At 73.9% G+C, this 16,913-nt stretch carries 21 protein-coding genes; 14 read left to right on the top strand and 7 right to left on the bottom strand.

All coding sequences use genetic code 11. The features are described 5' to 3' along the window. Nucleotides 1-129: 129 nt before the first annotated feature. The 4 genes from ZF1_RS02315 to ZF1_RS02300 all read left to right on the top strand — a co-directional run bounded on the left by ZF1_RS02315 (nt 130) and on the right by ZF1_RS02300 (nt 3,519). Nucleotides 130-1,734, top strand: coding sequence for an LCP family protein (locus ZF1_RS02315; protein ID WP_139282824.1), 1,605 nt, complete (start codon nt 130-132; stop codon nt 1,732-1,734). A 96-nt stretch (nt 1,735-1,830) separates the two neighbouring features. Beyond that, nucleotides 1,831-2,487, top strand: coding sequence for a phosphate signaling complex protein PhoU (gene phoU / locus ZF1_RS02310; protein WP_062399711.1), 657 nt, complete (start codon nt 1,831-1,833; stop codon nt 2,485-2,487). A gap of 71 nt (nt 2,488-2,558) precedes the next feature. Continuing rightward, nucleotides 2,559-2,786: a dodecin family protein gene (locus ZF1_RS02305; protein ID WP_312888606.1), complete on the top strand. Its 228-nt coding sequence runs from the start codon at nt 2,559-2,561 to the stop codon at nt 2,784-2,786. Nucleotides 2,787-2,856: 70 nt separating this feature from the next. After that, entirely contained in the window at nt 2,857-3,519 is a 663-nt protein-coding gene (locus tag ZF1_RS02300; protein ID WP_179761256.1) for a phosphate signaling complex PhoU family protein, read from the top strand. Between the two features lie 68 nt (nt 3,520-3,587). Here ZF1_RS02300 and pstB read toward each other — a convergent pair whose 3' ends face one another. From pstB to ZF1_RS02270, 6 genes are all read right to left on the bottom strand, one after another. Then, nucleotides 3,588-4,367, bottom strand: a complete 780-nt coding sequence (pstB, locus tag ZF1_RS02295; protein WP_073575851.1) for a phosphate ABC transporter ATP-binding protein PstB — start codon at nt 4,365-4,367, stop codon at nt 3,588-3,590. A gap of 11 nt (nt 4,368-4,378) precedes the next feature. Next, nucleotides 4,379-5,494 carry a phosphate ABC transporter permease PstA gene (gene pstA / locus ZF1_RS02290; RefSeq protein ID WP_073575850.1) on the bottom strand — a complete coding sequence of 372 codons (1,116 nt, stop codon included), beginning with the start codon at nt 5,492-5,494 and terminating at the stop codon, nt 4,379-4,381. A gap of 1 nt (nt 5,495) precedes the next feature. Further along, nucleotides 5,496-6,440 carry a phosphate ABC transporter permease subunit PstC gene (pstC, locus tag ZF1_RS02285; RefSeq protein WP_073575849.1) on the bottom strand — a complete coding sequence of 315 codons (945 nt, stop codon included), beginning with the start codon at nt 6,438-6,440 and terminating at the stop codon, nt 5,496-5,498. A gap of 127 nt (nt 6,441-6,567) precedes the next feature. Beyond that, a complete protein-coding gene (gene pstS, locus ZF1_RS02280) occupies nt 6,568-7,671 on the bottom strand; it encodes a phosphate ABC transporter substrate-binding protein PstS (protein ID WP_224403747.1) in 1,104 nt (367 codons plus the stop codon). 199 nt (nt 7,672-7,870) lie between these two features. Continuing rightward, nucleotides 7,871-8,755, bottom strand: coding sequence for a mycothiol synthase (gene mshD, locus ZF1_RS02275; RefSeq protein ID WP_357438477.1), 885 nt, complete (start codon nt 8,753-8,755; stop codon nt 7,871-7,873). A 16-nt stretch (nt 8,756-8,771) separates the two neighbouring features. Further along, complete coding sequence (locus tag ZF1_RS02270) at nt 8,772-9,557, bottom strand: winged helix-turn-helix transcriptional regulator (protein ID WP_062399702.1); 786 nt, start codon at nt 9,555-9,557, stop codon at nt 8,772-8,774. 201 nt (nt 9,558-9,758) lie between these two features. On the opposite strand from ZF1_RS02270, the gene ZF1_RS02265 reads away from it, so the two are divergent. From ZF1_RS02265 to ZF1_RS02220, 10 genes are all read left to right on the top strand, one after another. Beyond that, on the top strand, nt 9,759-10,589 hold the full coding sequence (locus tag ZF1_RS02265; protein WP_357438480.1) for an LmeA family phospholipid-binding protein: 831 nt from the start codon (nt 9,759-9,761) through the stop codon (nt 10,587-10,589). 12 nt (nt 10,590-10,601) lie between these two features. Next, the gene (locus tag ZF1_RS02260; protein WP_357438483.1) at nt 10,602-11,033 is read left to right on the top strand and encodes a thioredoxin family protein; all 432 of its coding nucleotides are present in this window, start codon (nt 10,602-10,604) and stop codon (nt 11,031-11,033) included. 20 nt (nt 11,034-11,053) lie between these two features. After that, nucleotides 11,054-11,179, top strand: coding sequence for a putative leader peptide (locus tag ZF1_RS02255; RefSeq protein ID WP_373324057.1), 126 nt, complete (start codon nt 11,054-11,056; stop codon nt 11,177-11,179). Between the two features lie 64 nt (nt 11,180-11,243). Further along, a complete protein-coding gene (locus ZF1_RS02250) occupies nt 11,244-11,702 on the top strand; it encodes a DUF4395 domain-containing protein (protein WP_357438486.1) in 459 nt (152 codons plus the stop codon). 34 nt (nt 11,703-11,736) lie between these two features. Further along, complete coding sequence (locus tag ZF1_RS02245; protein WP_346105119.1) at nt 11,737-12,573, top strand: sulfurtransferase; 837 nt, start codon at nt 11,737-11,739, stop codon at nt 12,571-12,573. A gap of 1 nt (nt 12,574) precedes the next feature. Continuing rightward, entirely contained in the window at nt 12,575-12,874 is a 300-nt protein-coding gene (locus tag ZF1_RS02240; protein WP_208820632.1) for a DUF1416 domain-containing protein, read from the top strand. A 149-nt stretch (nt 12,875-13,023) separates the two neighbouring features. Next, nucleotides 13,024-13,194 carry a hypothetical protein gene (locus ZF1_RS02235; protein WP_168169561.1) on the top strand — a complete coding sequence of 57 codons (171 nt, stop codon included), beginning with the start codon at nt 13,024-13,026 and terminating at the stop codon, nt 13,192-13,194. 35 nt (nt 13,195-13,229) lie between these two features. After that, on the top strand, nt 13,230-13,835 hold the full coding sequence (locus tag ZF1_RS02230; RefSeq protein ID WP_435827764.1) for a heme-binding beta-barrel domain-containing protein: 606 nt from the start codon (nt 13,230-13,232) through the stop codon (nt 13,833-13,835). Further along, nucleotides 13,836-14,450, top strand: a complete 615-nt coding sequence (locus ZF1_RS02225) for a 5-oxoprolinase subunit B family protein (RefSeq protein WP_357438489.1) — start codon at nt 13,836-13,838, stop codon at nt 14,448-14,450. It abuts the gene before it with no gap. After that, complete coding sequence (locus tag ZF1_RS02220; RefSeq protein ID WP_357438492.1) at nt 14,447-15,310, top strand: 5-oxoprolinase subunit C family protein; 864 nt, start codon at nt 14,447-14,449, stop codon at nt 15,308-15,310. The genes ZF1_RS02225 and ZF1_RS02220 overlap by 4 nt, the downstream gene beginning before the upstream one ends. Before the next feature lie 3 nt (nt 15,311-15,313). On the opposite strand, the gene ZF1_RS02215 is transcribed toward ZF1_RS02220, so the two are convergent. Continuing rightward, nucleotides 15,314-16,885 carry a hypothetical protein gene (locus tag ZF1_RS02215; RefSeq protein WP_482636362.1) on the bottom strand — a complete coding sequence of 524 codons (1,572 nt, stop codon included), beginning with the start codon at nt 16,883-16,885 and terminating at the stop codon, nt 15,314-15,316. Nucleotides 16,886-16,913 lie beyond the last annotated feature (28 nt).

Raw genomic sequence — 16,913 nt, 5'->3', positions numbered from 1 at the left:
ACCCCCGGGACCACACCGACCACCGCAGCCCGCCCGACCGCGGACACCGGGGAGACCCCGCCCGACGCAGCCCGTCCGGACACCCGGGCCCCCCGGAGCACCGGAGCCGGCCGGAACACGGGCGACGCCGTGAGCGCCGGGGCCCCCCGGAGCGGTGCGACCGACGGCGACACCGAGACCGGAGCGGGCGTGCCGCCGCCGCGGCCCGCCCGCCGCGGCGCCGCGGACTCGCGCGTCACCGAGGTCTTCGACGCGCTGGTGCCGCGCCGCCGTCGTCGTCGCTACCGGGACGACCCGCCCGCCGAGGACACCACCACGGCGCAGGAGCCCACGCCGGAGGCGGACGCTCCCGGGGTCGCGGAGCCGGGACCGGGCGAGACCCCGCCACCGGCCCGGCTCGACGCCCGCGCCCGCGCGCTGCGGATCGGCGCAGCGGCGGCCGCGATCCTCGTCCTGGTCACCACCGCCTACGGGTTCGCCGGGCGCAGCGAGGTGCACGACGGCGTCCGCGACGTCGCCGCCCTCGCCAGGGACAGCGACGCGATCCTCGACGCCGACGTCCAGGCCGGCGACCGCAACGTCCTGGTGCTGGGTCTGCAGGCCGACCGCGCGGGCACCGCGGAGTCCGCGCGCACCGACACGGCGGTCCTGGTCCACCGGCCCGCGGGCGGCGGCCCGGCCGTCACCCTGTCGATCCCCGCGACGCTGGAGGTGTCCCGGCCGCCGTGCCGGCGCTTCGACGCCACCACCGGCACCTACGGCGACACCGTGCCCGCTGAGTCCCGCACCGCCTTCGCCACCGCCTACGACGTCGGCGGCCCGGCCTGCAGCGTCGGCGTCGTCCAGCAGCTGACCGGCATGCCGATGAGCGGCGTCGTCGCGCTCGACCTGGCCGGGACCCCGCAGCTGGTCGACGCCGTCGGCGGGATCGAGGTCTGCACCGAGCGTCCGGTCGTGGACCCGGTGCTCGGCCCGGTCGTGGAGGGCTCGGGCACCGTGGAACTCGACGGGCCCACCGCGGTCCGGTTCGCCTCCGCCGCGGGCACCGCGGACAGCTCCCCGGCGAACCGGGTCCGGCGCCAGCAACGCGTGCTCGCCGCCGCGCTCGGCGACGCGCTCTCGACCGCGTCGCTGCTGACCCCGGGGGCCCCGGGCCGCTCCGCGGCCGGGGTGTCGTCGGCGCTGTCGGCGGACGGAGTCGACGCCGGCGAGATCCTCACCCTCGCCCGCGGGCTCGCACGGTCCGGCGCCGCCGGCGACGCCGACACCCCGGTGTTCCTGTCGGTCCCGGTCACCGAGGCCCCCAACACGCGGGGCCAGCTGGAGCTGCGCCGCTCCGAGGCTCGCACCCTGTTCTCCGCGCTGCGCGAGCACGAGCCGCTGCCCGAGAGCGCGACCGCGCCGGCCTCCCGGTCCGCGGCCGCCCCGGCGCCGGGCACCGTCGTGGACCTGGTCGACGCGACCGGACGCCCTGGAGCGGCCGACCGGATCGCCGCGGACCTGCGCGAACGCGGCTACGAGATCGGCACCGTCACGCCCGGTCCGGCCGCACCCGGCGCGCAGGTCCGCTACTCCCCCGACAACACCGACGCCGCGGGCACGCTCGTGGAGGCGCTGCCCGGCGCGCGGCCGGTCCCGGACCCGACCGGGAGCCGGATGCTGGAGCTCGTCGTCGGGGCCGGCGACGCGGCCCCGGTGCAGGCCGTCCCCTCCGACGACGCCGACTGCGGCTGACACGCCCATACCCCGAACGGGGGATGTCGTCCAGCGTTCACGGCGGGTTCACCCGCTGCAGCTGAACCTTCCCGTCCGGGGGCCTAGGCTCGGGACATGCGCGACACCTATCAGGAGCAGCTGGACGAGCTGGCCTCCGGCCTGGCAGACATGTGCGACGACGTCGCACGTGCCATGGCGCGCGCCACGACAGCGCTGCTCGAGGCCGATCTCCAGCTCGCCGAGCAGGTCATCTCCGAGGACATCAAGATCGACGACGTCCGTGCCGCCGCGGAGCACCGGGCCTTCGGCCTGCTCGCCCTGCAGGCGCCGGTCGCGACCGACCTGCGGGTCGTCGTCGCCGCGATCCACGGTGCGGGCGACATCGAGCGCATGGGTGACCTCGCCCTGCACGTCGCCCAGGCCGCCCGTCGCCGGCACCCGCAGACCGTGCTGCCCGACGAGGTGAAGTCGTACTTCGCCGAGATGGGCCGGGTCGGTGTGGAGCTCGCGGAGAAGGCCGGTCGGGTCATCCGGACCCGTGACCTGGACGCGGCGAACGAGCTCGAGGCGGACGACGACGCCGTCGACGACATCCACCAGCACATGTTCACCGTGCTGATGGACCGCAACTGGACCCACGGGGTGTCCGCCGCGGTCGACGTCGCACTGCTCGCACGCTTCTACGAGCGGTACGCCGACCACGCCGTCGCCGTCGCTCGCCGGATCGTGTACGTCGTGACCGGGCAGATGCCCGGTCCGCTCGCTGTCTGAGGGTGTTGTTGCCCCGTTCGACGTAGTCGATACACCCCGCTCGGCGAACGGCCGACCGATCGAGTTTGACGGTGCGACGCCGAGGGCACGTCTGCGTCATGGAACACGCGGGCTGCGTCGTCACAGAGGTCGTCGGGACCTCGGACGAGAGCGTCGAGGCGGCGATCCGGGACGGCATGAGCCGGGCCGGACACGCCCTCGAGTGGTTCGAGGTGACCGGGGTCCGATCGACCGTCCTCGGCTCCACCGAGCGCTTCCGGGTCGGCCTGCGCGTCGGCCTGCGGTCCCGCGCCGCCTGACCCGGCGTTCACCGAGCGTTCACCGGTCCCGGGCCGAATCGGCCACGGACTCCGATCTAAGGTCGTCGCCATGCGCAGGGAGACGCTCGACGACAACCTGACGCAGCTCCGGTCCATGCTCGACGAGATGGGTCCGCTCGTCGCCTCCGCGTTCCGCGACGCGTCCGAGGCGCTCCTGTGCCACCGCCCCCGGCTCGCCGAGCAGGTCGTCTCCCGCGACCCCGTCATCGACGGCCACCGCGACGCGATCGAGCTGCTCGCCGTCGAGACCATGAACATCCACCAGCCGATGGTCGCGCCGCTGCGCTCCGTGATCACCGCCCTGCGGTGCGCCCAGCAGCTGGAGCGGATGGGTGATCTGGCCCGGCACGTCGCCGCCACCGTCGTTCGCAACGCGGACCGTGCGGTGCTCGCCGAGCAGGCCCGCCCGCTGTTCCGCGACTACGGGGCCCGGGTCGCAGCCATGGGTGACAAGGCCGTCGAGGCGCTCCGTACCCACAACGTCGTCCTCGCCGCCGAGCTGCGTGACGACGACGACGTCGTCGACGCCCTGCACCGACAGGTCTTCGAGCTGATGTTCGGCCCGGACTGGACCGCGGGGGTGCCCGCCGCCGTCGACGCCGCGCTGCTGGCCCGCTTCCACGAGCGCTACGCCGACCACTGCGTGCACCTGGCCGACCACATCGTCTACGCCGTCACCGGCGGCACCGTGGACGAGCTACCCGCGCTCTGACCCCACCCGCGACGACGACGGCCCCGGCCCGCCTGAGGGGGCCGGAGCCGTCGTCGTGCTGCGGGGACTCAGCCGAAGCGACCGGACACGTAGTCCTCGGTCGCCTTCTGCTTCGGCTGGGAGAAGATCGTCTTGGTCTCGTCGAGCTCGACCAGCTTGCCGGGCTTGCCGGTGCCCTCGATGTTGAAGAAGCCGGTGAAGTCGCTGACCCGCGCCGCCTGCTGCATGTTGTGGGTCACGATGACGATCGTGTAGTCGTTCTTCAGCTCGTTGATCAGGTCCTCGATCGCCAGCGTGGAGATCGGATCCAACGCCGAGCAGGGCTCGTCCATCAGCAGGACGTCCGGGCGCACCGCGATCGCGCGGGCGATGCAGAGCCGCTGCTGCTGACCACCGGACAGGCCCGAACCGGGCTTGTCGAGCCGGTCCTTGACCTCGTTCCAGAGGTTCGCACCGCGCAGCGACCGCTCGACGGTGTCGTCGAACTCGGACTTCGAGGCCTTCTTGTTGTTGAGCTTCATCCCGGCGATCACGTTGTCGTAGATCGACATCGTCGGGAACGGGTTGGGCCGCTGGAAGACCATGCCGATCTGGCGGCGGACGCCGACCGGGTCGACGTTCGCGCCGTAGAGGTCCTGGCCGTCGAGCTCGAGCCGGCCCTCGACACGGGCGCCGGGGATGTTCTCGTGCATCCGGTTGATCGACCGCAGGAAGGTCGACTTGCCACAGCCGGACGGGCCGATCAGGGCCGTCACCGTCTTCGGCTTGATGGTCATGTTGACGCCCTCGACCGCGAGGAACGCCCCGTAGTAGATGTTCAGGTCCTTGGCTTCGACACTCTTGCCCATGTCGGGAGTCCTTATCGGGTCTTCGGGGCGAAAATACGGGAGATGACGCGGGCGAGGATGTTCAGCACCATGACGATGAGCATCAGCACCAGGGCCGCGGTCCACGCCCGGTCGATGAACGCCTCACGCGGGATGCCGGGCACCGCGTAGGAGTAGTACGAGAAGACGGGCAGCGTCGCCATGGGCCCGGAGAACGGGTTGAGGTTGATCCCGAGAGCGGCACCGACCGTGACCAGCAGCGGCGCGGTCTCGCCGATGACCCGGGCAACGGCCAGCGTGATGCCGGTCGCGATACCGCCGGCGGTGGTCGGGATGACGACCTTCAGGATGGTCCGCCACTTCGGGACCCCGAGGGCGAAGGCGGCCTCACGCAGCTCGTTCGGGACGATCTTCAGCATCTCCTCGGTGGAGCGGACCACGATCGGGATCATCAGCACGGTCAGTGCGACCGCACCGACGAACCCGAAGCGGACCCCGGGCCCGAGCAGCAGCGCGAAGAGCGCGTAGGCGAACAGGCCTGCGACGATCGAGGGGATACCGGTCATCACGTCGACGAAGAAGGTGATGGCCCGCGCCAGGCGCGAGTTGTTGCCGTACTCCACCAGGTAGATCGCGGTCAGGATGCCGATCGGGATCGACATCAGGGCGGCGAGCCCGGTGATGATGAGCGTGCCCTGGATGGCGTGCAGACCACCGCCGCCGACACCGACGATGCCGCGCATGGACTGGGTGAAGAAGGTCGCGTCGAACCGTGCCCAGCCCTCGGAGACGACGGTGTAGAGGACCGACACCAGCGGCAGCATGGCCAGCAGGAACGCCGTGGTGACCACGACGGTGACCAGACGGTCGGTGGCCCGGCGACCGCCCTCGACGACCCGGGACACGACATAGGTCGCGACCGCGTACACGACGGCGGTCGACACCACCCAGAGTCCGACACCGGAGCCGAGGAGTGCGACGAGCCCACCCATCAGGACCGCGGAAGCCACGAGCACCGCCCACGGGGCCCAGTTCGGCAGGCTTCCCGTACGGCGCAGCACCGTGGGTGTCGCGGCGGGGGTCTCCAGACCGGTACTGGTCACGGGTACCTCGGTGTCGGTGCGGTTGCGTTCGGTTCCGGTGGACATCTCAGTTCGCTCCGGAGAAGTCGCGGCGGCGCTCGACGATGTAACGGGCGAGCATGTTCACCAGCAGCGTGATCACGAAGAGCACGAGGCCGGAGGCGATCAGGACGTTCACGTCGAGCCCGGAGGCCTCGGGGAACTGCAGGGCGATGTTCGCCGCGATCGTCGACGGGTTCTCGCTGCTGATCAGGTTCAGCGTCACCGCTCCGGAGACCGACAGGATCGTGGCGACCGCCATCGTCTCCCCTAGCGCGCGCCCCAGACCCAGCATCGCCCCGGAGATGACGCCCGAGCGGCCGAACGGCAGCACCGCGAGCCGGATCATCTCCCAGCGGGTGGCACCCAGGGCGAGCGCGGCCTCCTCGTGCAGCTTCGGCGCCTGGAGGAAGACCTCACGGGCGACGGCGGTGATGATCGGCAGGATCATCACGGCGAGGACGACACTGACGACCAGCATGGTCCGGCCGGTGACCGAGGGCGGCCCGGCGAACAACGGGATCCAGCCGAGGTAGTCGTTGAGCCAGACGCTCAGCGCCACCGACGCGGGGGCGAGGGTGAAGGCACCCCAGAACCCGTAGACGATCGACGGGACCGCCGCCAGGAGGTCGACGACGTAGCTCAGCCCCTGTGCGAGCCGGCGGGGCGCGTAGTGGCTGATGAACAACGCGACACCGACCGCGAGCGGCGTCGCGATCAGCAAGGCGATCACGGCACCGAGGACCGTGCCGAAGATGAGCGGGGCGATGTAGGCGGCGAGCCCACCGTGCACCTCCTCCGCCGGAGCGACGAGAGCGGGCGCGGCCTCGGAGACGAGGAACGCGGCGACCCCGGCGAGGACGACCAGGATCAGGATCCCCGCACCCTTCGCCGAACCGGCGAAGATGCGGTCACCGAGCTGGCCCGGAGGCTTGCCCGATACGGGTTCGGGCTTCGTTTCCGTGGTGGTCACAGTGATCCCTGGGGGTGCGATCGTGCGCTGGGCAGGGGAGGACGGCACCGGGGAACCCCGGGCTCGGTGTCCATGATGAACACGGCCCGGGGCCCCTGGCTAGATGACATCCGACTCAAGCCGACGGTCAGCCGGCGGCCTTGATCTGGTCGATCACCGGGGTGATCTGGCCACGCAGGGTCTCCGAGAGGGGCGCCGAGCCCGCGTTCTGCGCCGCGGTCTGCTGGCCGTCCGTGCTGACCACGTAGTTCAGGAACGCCTTGGTGGTGTCGGCCTGGGCGGCGTCGGGGTAGGTCGGGCAGGCGAGGAGGTACGACACCAGCACCACCGGGTAGGCGCCGCCGGTGGCGGTCCTGTTCAGGTCGAAGGCGAACGAGGTGTCGCCCTGGCCCTCGACGCGCGTGGACTCCTCGAGGATCTTCGCGGCGGCCTCGGCGGTCGGCTCGACGTTCTGGTCGCCCAGCTTCACCTTGGCCTTGCCCAGCTCGCCGGCCTGCGACGCGTCGGCGTAGCCGATCGTGCCGTTACCCGCGTTCACCGCGCCGACGACACCGGACGTGCCCTGGGCGGCCTCGCCGCCCTGGATCGGCCACTCGCCGTCGCCCTCATCGGTCCACACCTGCGCCGCGGCCTTGTTGAGGAAGTCGGTGAAGTTCTCGGTGGTGCCCGACTCGTCCGAGCGGTGCACCGGGGTGACCGCCGTGGCCGGAAGCTGCACGCCCGGGTTGTCCGCGGCGACCTTGGGGTCGTTCCAGGTCTTGATCTCGCCCTTGAACAGGCCCGCGATGGTCGCCGGCGACAGGTTGAGGTCCTGCACACCGTCGAGCTTGTAGACGATGGCGATCGGCGAGACGTAGTTCGGGATCTCGATGACCGAGCCGCCGCAGCGCTGCCGCGCCTGGTTCAGCTGGTCGTCCTTCAGGTACGCGTCCGACCCGGCGAACTGGACCGCCCCCTGGACGAACTGCGTACGGCCACCGCCCGAGCCGACCGGCTGGTAGTTGACCGTCGCGCCGGGGTTCGCGCCGGTGAAGCCGGCGATCCAGGCCTGCATGGCCGCCTGCTGGGAGCTCGCGCCCGCACCGGCGATCTGGCCGGTGACGCCCGAACCCTGGGCGTCCGAGCCGCCGCCCTCGTTCGCCGCACCGCAGCCGGCGACGAACAGCGCGCAGGACGTGGCGATACCGACGGCAGCCAGGCGCGCCCGGGGCGCACGCCGCTTGGTCTTCACTGCAGTTTCCTCCGAGTCGGCAACGAGCCGGTTGCGGGACGGCGGTCTGGGTGACCACCCGGCCGCAGACGCTAGGAGTCGACGTTGGACGCCACCCCCACGGAAGATGAACGTGGGATGAACAGGGTCGGCGACCGGGTGGACCTGCGTCACACGTTCGAACGAACCTCGTCACCGGTCGTCGAACGGTGACCGGGTCTCACCGGGCGTAGTTGACGTCCGCGGCGTGCACGGCGAACCCGAGGCGCTCGTAGACGGCCACGGCGGGGGCGTTGTCGGCCTCGACGTAGAGCAGCACGGTGTCCAGCCCGCGGTCGTGCAGGTGGTGCAGCCCGGCGAGCGTCAGGACCTTCCCGAGCCCCCGTCCGTGGGTGGCCGGGTCGACGCCGAGGACGTAGACCTCGCCCACGGCCCGCTCGTCGCCGGTCGCCGGGTGGACCTTGGTCCAGTGGTAGCCGAGCAGGGTGCCGCCGCCGTCGACGGCGAGCAGGAACCCGGCCGGGTCGAACCAGTCCTCGGCCTCCCGCGCGGCGAGTTCGGCGCCGGTCCAGCCGCCCTGCTCGGGGTGCCAGTCGAAGGCGGCGTTGTTGACGCGGAGGAACTCGTCGTCGTCGCGGCCGGGCTCGAAGGCGCGGATCGTGACGCCGTCGGGGACGGTCAGGGCGGGCAGCGGGCCCGCCGCAGGGGTGCGGCGCATCTGCCAGAGGACGCGGTCCCGGCGGTAGCCGCGGCCCGCGGCGAGCCCCTTTGCGGCGTCGAGGTCGCCGTGCGCCCACACGTGCGGGTCGGCGGTGACCTTCTCGACCGCGGCGACGAGCGCGCCGCCGATCCCCCGCCGCCGCGCGCGGGGGTGCACCGCCAGCTCGGCGTAGGTGCCGTCGACCTGGGCGTAGCCGGCCACGGCTCCGTCGTCACCGGGGACGACGAGGTGCGTCACACCGTCGGCGGGGGCGTCCGGGCGCAGGTGCATCAGGAACTGCTCGGAGAGCGGTTCGGCGCCGTCGGCGGCGGTCGCCGCCCTCAGCAGGTCCTGCACCGCGGAGACGGTGGCGGCGTCGAGACGGGAGTGCTCCTGCGGGTCCACGAGCGCCGACCCTAGGTCACCGCGGCACCCACGCTCCACGTCCCGGGCCGGTCGGGGGCCGGGCGCCGGGCAGGCGACGGTCCGGGACGGGCTCGGGGTCCGCGTCGTCCTGGTCGGGCGGCGCGGACAGCCCGCCGCGCGACGGGCGGACGAACTTGTAGCCGACGTTGCGCACGGTGCCGATCATCTGCTCGTGCTCGCCGCCGAGCTTGGCGCGCAGCCGCCGGACGTGGACGTCGACGGTGCGGGTGCCACCGAAGAAGTCATAGCCCCAGACCTCCTGCAGCAGCTGCGCCCGGGTGAACACCCGTCCCGCGTGCTGCGCGAGGTACTTGAGCAGCTCGAACTCCTTGTAGGTGAGTTCCAGCAGCCGGCCCTTGAGCCGCGCCGAGTACGTCGCCTCGTCGATGACGAGCTCGCCGAGGACGAGCGCGCCACCCCCGGACGCGGATTCGGCGCCGGGACGCGACCGCAACAGCCGCAGCCGCGCGTCCACCTCGGCCGGGCCGGTGTCGGGGAGCAGGATCTCGTCGACCACCCACTCGCCGGACACGGCGACCAGGCCGCCCTCGTTCAGCACGGCGATCACCGGCGCGTCGGTCCCGGCGCTGCCCAGCAGCCGGCACAGGCTGCGCGCGGCGACCAGGTCGGAGCGGGCGTCCACCAGGACGGCGTCGTGCGGACCGGCGTCGAGCAGTGCCGCCACCTCGGGCGCCGCGGTCCGCACGTTGTGCGGCAGCAGCGACAGGGCGGGCAGAACGGCTGCCGCATCCGGAGCCGTGGTCAGCAGGAGCAGTTCCATGGACTCCCCCTTCTCGCGATACGCGGACGATACCGGGACGTCACCCCACGGTCAGCCGCAGAGCGACGGGTTTCACGCCACGAACTGGATCGTTCCGGTCGGGGACCGGGACCGCTCCGGGGCCCCGGGGCCGCCCACCGGGCCGGCGACCGGGCTCTCTACCCTGGTCAGGACGTATCCCGATCCTGTGGAGGCCCGGTCGTGGGACGCCCCGTCCGTCGCGTGCTCGCCACCGTCCTGGCGGTGGCCGCCGTGCTCGTCGTGGGCGACCTCGCCACCGGCGCGGCGGTCGAGTCGGGCGTCTCCCGTGCGCTGCGCGACCGGCTCGACCTCCCCGAGGACCCGCGCGTGCAGGTGCACGGCTTCTCGGTCCTCGCCCAGGCCGCGACCGGCCGCTACGACCATGTCGAGATGACGCTGCAGCGGGTCCCGGTCGGGCCGCTGCGCACCCCCGAGCTCCAGGTGCAGATGTACGGCCTGCGCGGGGACCTGTCCGACCTCGCCGGGCCCGGACCCGCCCGGTTCCGCGCCGCGGCGGCCGAGGGGATCGTGCAGGTCAGCCCGAACGACATCCGCCGGATGGTCGTCGACGCCGGCGGGCCGGTCGCCGGGGTGACGCGGCTGTCGGTCGAGGCCGTCGACGCCAACGCGATCGACTCGGTGATCCAGGCCGGCGGCGACCCGACGCTGCGCGGGCTCGACCCGCGCAACGCGGCACGGTTCGTCGCGGAGATGCCGGTGGACGGGGCCGACGCGCAGGTGGCCGTGCTGGCCGTGCTCCTCGTCGACCACGGCACGATGCGGATCGTCCCGCGGGACGTCCGCATCAACGGCTCGGACGAGCCGGTGCCGGACGCGGTCCGCACCTCGATGCTGCGCGCGCTCGCCGTGGACATCGACCCGGGTCCGCTGCCGCTGGGCGTCACCGCGACCTCGGCGGGCGTTCCGGAGTACAACGTCCTGCAGGTCGCCGGATCCGTGCGCGACCTGAGCGTCGGCGGAGGACCGGGCACGTCCCGCTCCGCGGGCTGAGAGGGGGCGGCGGTGGACGTCACGGGTGCGGTGGTGCTGGTCGTCGTCCTGCTGGTGGCGACGCTCGCCGGGCTGGCCCTGCGCAGCCGTTCGGGGCGGCTCCGGCCCTCCGTCGACGACGGCGGCGCGCCCGCCGTGGCCGGGCCGGGCTGGGAGCTGGCCGGGACCGAGCCGGAGGGGCGCCGGGCGCTGCTGCTGCAGCTGTCCTCACCGGTCTGCGCGCCGTGCCGGCAGACCGCGCGCGTCCTCGGCGACCTGGCCGCGGCGGATCCGGGTGTGGCGCACGTGGAGGTCGACGTGGCCGAGCGCGTCGACGTCGCCCGGGCGCTGGGCGTGCTGCGGACCCCGACGACGGTCGTCTTCGACGCCCGCGGTGCCGAGGTCCTGCGGGTCTCCGGGGTCCCGCGCACCGACGAGCTCGTCGCCGCCCTTCCCACCGGCTGAGAACGTGTGTGTGATGTCCGGTGGGCGCCGACCGCTGGGCTCGGCGCGGATCGTCGGCTAGGCTCGGTTCCGTGAACTGGCCGCTGACCCGACGCCGCACGGTCGATCTGTGCCGCCTCGCCGGCTGCCTGTGTCTCGACTCCTGACCCGCGTGTCCTGAGCCCCGGCGTCCCGCGACGCCGAGGTTCCCACCCCGGTTACTGGAGTCCCATGTCCGTCACGGACCGCGGATCCGCGCTCACCGAGCCCCGGCTCGACCCGCGCGGGGTCCGCTTCTCCGCCGCGATCACCACCGTCGTCCTGGCGCTGGTGCTGCTGTCCGGCAGCGGCCTGCTCGTACTCGCGCAGGCCGTCGTCTTCGCCGTCGGCGCGTTCGCCGGCATGCGGTTCGCCCCCTACGGCGTCGTGTACCGGCACCTCATCGCGCCCCGGCTGGGCCCGCCCGCCGAGCGCGAGGACGCCACCCCGGTCCGCTTCTCGCAGACCGTCGGGCTGGTGTTCACCGTCGTCGCGGCGGCCGGCTACCTGTCCGGCCTGACCGTGCTCGGTGTCGTCGCCACGGCGGCGGCCCTCGCGGCGGCCTTCCTCAACGCGGCCTTCGGCTTCTGCCTCGGCTGCGAGATGCACGGGCTCCTCGCCCGCCTGCGCGGCACCGCCGCGCAGTCCTGACCGTTCCACGACACACGATTCGGGAGAGATCGACATGAGCCGCGAGGACGTCCTCGTCACCGCCGACTGGGCGGAAGAGAACCTGGAGACCGACGGGGTGGTGTTCCTCGAGGTCGACGAGGACACCACCGCCTACGACGGGGGCCACATCCCCGGTGCGGTCAAGGTCAACTGGACCGACGAGCTGCAGGACGCTGTCCGTCGCGACATCCCCACCAAGGAGCAGTTCGAGCAGCTGCTCTCCGCCAAGGGTGTCTCGAACGACGACAAGGTCGTGCTCTACGGCGGGAACAACAACTGGTTCGCCGCCTACGCGTACTGGGAGTTCAAGCTCTACGGCCACGACGACGTGGTGCTGCTCGACGGCGGCCGCAAGAAGTGGGAGCTCGACGGCCGGACCCTGACCACCGACGTCAAGGACCGCCCCGCGACCTCCTACACCGCCAAGGAGGCCGACACCTCGATCCGCGCGTTCCGCGACGAGATCGTCGACGCGATCGACGCCAAGAACCTGGTCGACGTCCGGTCGCCCGACGAGTTCTCCGGCAAGATCCTGGCCCCGGCCCACCTCCCGCAGGAGCAGAGCCAGCGGCCGGGCCACGTGCCGAGCGCGATCAACATCCCGTGGTCGAAGGCGGCCAACGAGGACGGCACGTTCAAGTCCAATGACGAGCTCGCCTCGCTGTACAAGGAGGCCGGCTACGACGAGGGCAAGGCGACCATCGCCTACTGCCGCATCGGCGAGCGCTCCAGCCACACCTGGGTCGTGCTGCACGAGCTCCTGGGCCACTCCGACGTCAAGAACTACGACGGCAGCTGGACCGAGTACGGCTCGCTGATCGGCGTGCCGATCGAGCTGGGAGCGAAGTGACATGTGTGCCGCACCCGACCAGAACCTGACCCTGCCCCCGAACACGGACCTCTCCAAGGAGACCGTGCTCGCCGGCCGCGTCGTCGCTGCCGGCGACCCGGTCGCCGGGGCCTTCGTCCGGCTGCTCGACGGCACCGGGGAGTTCACCGCGGAGGTCGTGTCCTCGGCCTCGGGTGACTTCCGGTTCTTCGCCGCCCCGGGCACCTGGACCGTCCGGGCGCTGTCGCGCTCGGGCAACGGGCAGTCCGAGCTCGTCGCCGACGGGCCGGGCCTGCACCAGGCGGAGATCGCCGTCGCCTGACCGGTCCCGGGGCTCGCCCCGGACCACCGCACGTCCTCACGAACGGGCCCCTCGTACGAACCTTTCGTACGAGGGGCCCGTTCGTGCACGGGGACGGGTGGGCGCGGCCCCCGGTGCACGCCCCGGGGGCGGCGGTAGAGTCGCCGGTCGTGCACTGGTTCTCCACCGGGCTGTTGATCGCCCTGTCCGCGGGAACCGCCGCCTGGGCCGGCTGGTTGCTCCGTCGCCTGTTCGTCGTCGAGCCCGCCGCCGCGCCCGGGCCGGGTCCCGATCCCGAACGGGACCCCGACGACCACCACACCGAGGAGCAGACCCCGTGACCGACCCCGAGCCCGCCGCAGCGTCCGACGAGGAGCTGCAGACCACGATCACCGGTCCGGAGAACGCGGCCCCGGACTCCCCGCAGCGCAACCGGCCGCAGTGGCCCGACCTGCCCGTCGACGACGACACCGCCAACCTGCGCCAGGGCCCCGACCTGCACGAGGCCTGCCTCGGCCTGCTGCCGCTGGTCGGTACCTGGCGTGGCACCGGCGAGGTCGTCTACCCGACGATCGAGGGCCCGTTCCACTTCGGCCAGCAGATCACCTGGGCGCACGACGGGCGACCGTTCCTGTCCTACGAGGCCCGGTCCTGGCTGCTCGACGACGACGGCGGGATCATCCGCCAGGCCGCCCGCGAGACCGGGTTCTGGCGCCCCCAGGAGGACGGCTCGATCGAGGTCCTGATCGCGCACCACACCGGGATCGTCGAGGTCTACTACGGGCCGCGGGGCGACATGCGCTCCTGGCAGATCGAGACCGACGCCATCGCCCGGACGCCCTCGGCCAAGGAGGCCACCGCGGCGAAGCGGCTCTACGGCCTGGTCAACCAGGGCGACCTCGCCTACGTCGACGAGCGCGCGATGGTCGGGCAGCCGATGCAGCCGCACATCTCGGCCGTCCTGCACCGCGTGGTCGGCTAGTTGGTCGCGGTCCGGGTCCGCCGCTGCGGCGGGCGGGCGGTGCTGCTGGAGGTCGACGACGCCGCCGGGGTGGCGGCCGTCGTCGCCGCCGTGCGGGACGCCGCGCTGCCCGAGGTGCGGGAACTGGTCCCGGCCGCCCGGACCGTGCTCGTCGAGGTGGCGCCCGGAGCCGCCACCGAGCGGGTCGTACAGGTCGCACGGGCCGCGGACGCGGCCGCCGGCGGGGCGGGCACGGGCACCGTCCACACGCTGCCCGTGACCTACGACGGCGAGGATCTCGCGCTCGTCGCCGAGACCGCGGGCCTGTCCGTCGACGAGGTGGTCGCGCTGCACAGCGGCGCGGAGTACCGGGTGGACTTCTGTGGCTTCGCGCCGGGCTTCGGCTACCTCTCGGGGCTCCCGGAGCCGCTGCGGCAGCCACGCCTGGAGAGCTCGCGGACCGCGGTGCCCGCCGGCTCGGTCGGGATCGCCGACGTCTACAGCTGCGTCTACCCGCGGCGCTCCCCCGGCGGCTGGCGGCTGATCGGCCGCACCGACACGGTCCTGTTCGACCCCGGGGCCGACCCGCCCGCGCTGTTCACCCCCGGCGACCGCGTCCGGTTCGAGCCCCGGTGAGCGCGCTGCTGGTGGTGCGGGCCGGGCCGCAGGCGCTGGTGACCGACCGCGGACGTCCGGGGCACGCACACCTGGGGGTGCCGCCGTCGGGCGCGCTGGACGGGCCGGCCTACGAGCTGGGGAACCGTCTGGTCGGCAACGACGACGGCGCCGCCGGGCTGGAGCTGCTCGGCGGCGGGCTGCGGGTGCGTGCCCTGGGGGGCCGGACCGTCGCCGTCACGGGGGCGCCCGCGCCGGTGTGCGTCGACGGCAGCCCGGCCGCGTCGCACCGGGCACTGCACCTGCCCGACGGCGCCGAGCTGACGGTCGGGACGCCGGTCGGCGGGCTGCGGTGCTACCTCGCGGTCGCGGGCGGGCTGGAGCTACCGCTCACGCTGGGCAGCCGCAGCACCGACCTGCTGTCCGGGCTGGGGCCCGACCCGGTCGCCGACGGCGACGAGCTGCCGGTCGGCCCGTGGTCCGGCGGGATCCCGGTGTCCGGGCCGGTCCCGGTGTCGCTGCCCGGTGCCGTGGTCGGGCTGCGGGTGCGCCCCGGCCCCCGCGACGACTGGTTCGCCGACCCACGCGCCGCCCTCGCGGATCCGCTGTGGACGGTGACGGCCGACGGGAACAGGATCGGGGTCCGTCTCGACGGGCCGTCCCCGGAGCGGCTTCCGGAGCTGCGCGACCGGGAGCTGCCGAGCGAGGGGATGGTGACCGGCGCGGTGCAGGTGCCGCCGGACGGGCCGCCGGTGGTGTTCCTCGCCGACCGTCCGACGACCGGTGGCTACCCGGTGATCGCCGTCGTCGAGCGCGCCGACCTGCCGCTGCTCGCCCAGGCCCCGCCGGGGACGGGCGTGCGGTTCACCGTGCTGCGCTGAGGCTCAGCGCTCGGCGTCCTCGCCGTCGAGGATGGTGCGGACCTCGTCGACGGCCATCCCGGACAGCCGGCCGATCTGCGCCGGGTCGAGGCCGCACTCGTGCAGGTGCCGGACGGCGCCGGCCAGGTCGTCGCGGCGGCGACGCAGGACCTCGTCGAGCTCGGCGATGCGGTCGCGGGTGTCGTCGAGCCGCTCGGTCGCGTCGACGGCGCGGGCCGGGTTCTCCAGCAGCACACCGAGCAGCCGGTCCTTCGCGTCGCCGGCCGCCGGGGTGCGCGCCCCCGCGGTCGGGACGACGGCGAGCGGCAGCTCCTGCTGCTCGCCACCGGGGGCGTCGGGCTGCGGGTCGACGACGCCGTCGGTGGCGCGCAGGCGCGCCCGCTGCACGGCGCGGGCCGCGAGGGCCTGCTGCACGGCCCGGGAGACCGGTTCGGGGGTCGGCCGGGACGTGATCTCGGACCCGGCGGGCGGGGTCGGCGCGGGGGGTGGCGCCGCCGGGATCCCGGACGTCGCGGGGAGGTCCTCGGCGGCCGGCTCCGCGCGCTCGGCCGACCAGGGCGGCAACGGGCCGGCCGCGGTGTCCTTCGGGGCGGCCGGAGCCGGGTCCGCGGCAGGGGGCACGGTGTCGTCCCCGGCGGCCGGGGCCTGCCCGGCTGCGGCGGGCGTGGCGTCCGGGCCGGGCGCGACGACGTCGGTGAGGTCGTCGACGATGCGCAGCCGTGCGACCGGCCACTCCGGCACCGGCGGCGTGGCCGGGTCGTCGGGGGTGCCCGCGGCGTCCCGGGCCACGGTGGTGTCGGTCGGGGCCGCGTCATCGGCCCCGGCGGCGTCGGTCGCGGCGTCGGTCGCGGCAGCGGCGTCGATCGCGGCAGTGGCGGTCGCGACGGCGGCGTCGGCCCCGGCAGCGGCGTCGGCCCCGGACGGATCCGCGGCACGGAGCGTGGCGGAGGCACGGCCCGGGTCGACGGTGTCGGTCCCGGTCCCCGCGTCCCGGACCCGTCGCAGCCCGGTCGACCGGGGGCGCGGGGTGGGCCGTGGCCGGGGCAGTGGCTCCACCGCGGCACCCGACGCCCCGGTTCCCGACGCGGCACCCGGAACCGGCGACGCCGCGGCGAGCGACACGGCGGCCGTCGCCTCCGGGTCGCGCCCCCGGGCGAGGGTGGCCGCGTCGGGCTGCTCGTCGGCCGGGGCGAACAGCGCCTCCAGCGAGCCCTCGGCCCCGTCGTCGTCGGGGGCGGCGTGGCGCCCTGCACCGGAGGCGACGACCGCGCCGGCGTATGCGGGTACCCGAGGCAGCGGACCGGTGTCCGCGCCGCGCTCGGCGACCACGTCCGCGACGGTCCGTGCACGGGCCGGACGCGGCGGGTCCGCCGGCCCGCCGGCCGCCTCACCGGTCCAGTCCGCATAGGACGGCTGCGGGTCCGCGGTCGTGCGCGGGGGCTCGAGCGGCAGCGGCCCGGGCGCAGGGGTGCGGCGCGCACGCCACACACCCCACAGGACCAGGACCACGAGCACGCCCGCGCCCAGCACCGCCACGAGGGGCAGGACCGGGACCGTGAACGAGCCGAGCTGCATGGGCCCGGACCTTATTGGGGTCCCGGGC

The organism is Pseudonocardia sp. ZF1 (assembly GCF_056835605.1).
This window is presented reverse-complemented; position numbering and strand designations above follow the sequence as displayed.